2 protein-coding genes are annotated in these 1,199 nt (G+C 79.1%); both read left to right on the top strand.

Going from position 1 to position 1,199, the window contains the following annotated elements; all coding sequences use genetic code 11:
• A partial coding sequence (locus tag ACSNOG_RS32730; protein WP_436756331.1) for an LPXTG cell wall anchor domain-containing protein occupies nt 1-247 on the top strand: 247 nt, incomplete at its 5' end.
• Between the two features lie 76 nt (nt 248-323).
• Nucleotides 324-1,112 (top strand): COG1470 family protein, encoded by a 789-nt coding sequence (locus ACSNOG_RS32735; RefSeq protein WP_436756332.1) that lies wholly within the window; start codon nt 324-326, stop codon nt 1,110-1,112.
• The last annotated feature ends 87 nt before the right edge of the window (nt 1,113-1,199 follow it).

Here is a 1,199-nt window from a genome sequence, read left to right on the forward strand (position 1 = left end):
GAGTTCCGGGGGGTCCTCCAGCGGGTCTTCCTCCAGCGGGGGGTCTTCCAGTGGGGGGTCTTCTACCGGTGGGGCTTCCTCCAGCGGTGGTGCTTCTACGGGCGGGTCCTCCACCGGCGGCGGGCAGCTTCCCCAGACCGGGCCCGCCGACTCCGCCGTCGCCCTCGGCACCCTCGGCGGCACCGTCCTCCTCACCGGCGTCGCCGGTACGCTCTGGCTGACCCGGCGTCGCCGGGCGGCGCGCTAGGCGGCCGCCTGTGCGCCGGCGTCCCCTCCGCCTCCCCCTACCGGCTGCTCTCGTAACGGCTCTCCTCGCACTGGAGTTGCTCTGCACCTCCGCCGTCCCGGCGGCCGCCGCCGACGACCGGTCGTGGTCCGCCGCGCCCGCCCCCGCCGGTACGGAGGCGCCCGGCCCGGACGACAGGGCGTCGTTCTACCTGGAGGGCGCCCCCGGCACGGTCCTCACCGACACGCTGTCCGTGGTCAACCCCGCCGACCGCGAGCGCTCCTTCGCCCTCCGGGGCGCCGGGCCCTGGATCGCCCTCGCCCGGCGTGAGGTGCGGGTGCCCGCCCGCACCCGCGCGAACGTGCCCTTCACGGTGACCGTCCCCGGTGACGCGGAGCCCGGCGACCACTCCGGTGCGGTCGTCGTGAACGGAGAGGGGCGCGAGGTGCCGGTGCGGCTGGCCCTGCGCGTCAGCGGGGGGCCAGCGCTGCCCGCGCTCGCTGTCGAGAACGTGCGGGTGAGCGGCGACGGGCCGAGCGGCGCGGTCATCCGGTACGCCCTGGTCAACCGCGGCAACAGGGCGCTGGCCCCGCGGCTCGACATCCGCGCCGACGGGATCTTCGGCACGGTGCTGCGGCGTACGGTCGCCGACGCGCCGGGCCGGCTGGCGCCGGGGCGGGCGGTGCGGAGGGTGGAGCGGTGGGCGGACGCGCCGCGGCTGGACTCGGTGACGGTGCGGGTCACCGCTACCGCGGAGGGCGGGGTACGGGCCAGCGGGTCCGGGGCGTACACGCCCGTGCGGTGGGTGGTGCCGGTGGGTGGGGCGCTGGTGCTGGGGCTTGTCGGCGCGGTGGTGTGGCTGGTGCGGCGGCGGGGTGGCGCGTGAGCGCCGTCGTGGGGCGGGGGGGGGGGGGGGGGGGGGGGGGGGGGGGGGGGGGGGGGGGGGGGGGGGGGGGGGGGGGGGGGGGGGGGG

This window comes from Streptomyces sp. URMC 124 (genome assembly GCF_051386455.1).
Classification (GTDB): Bacteria; Actinomycetota; Actinomycetes; order Streptomycetales; family Streptomycetaceae; genus Streptomyces.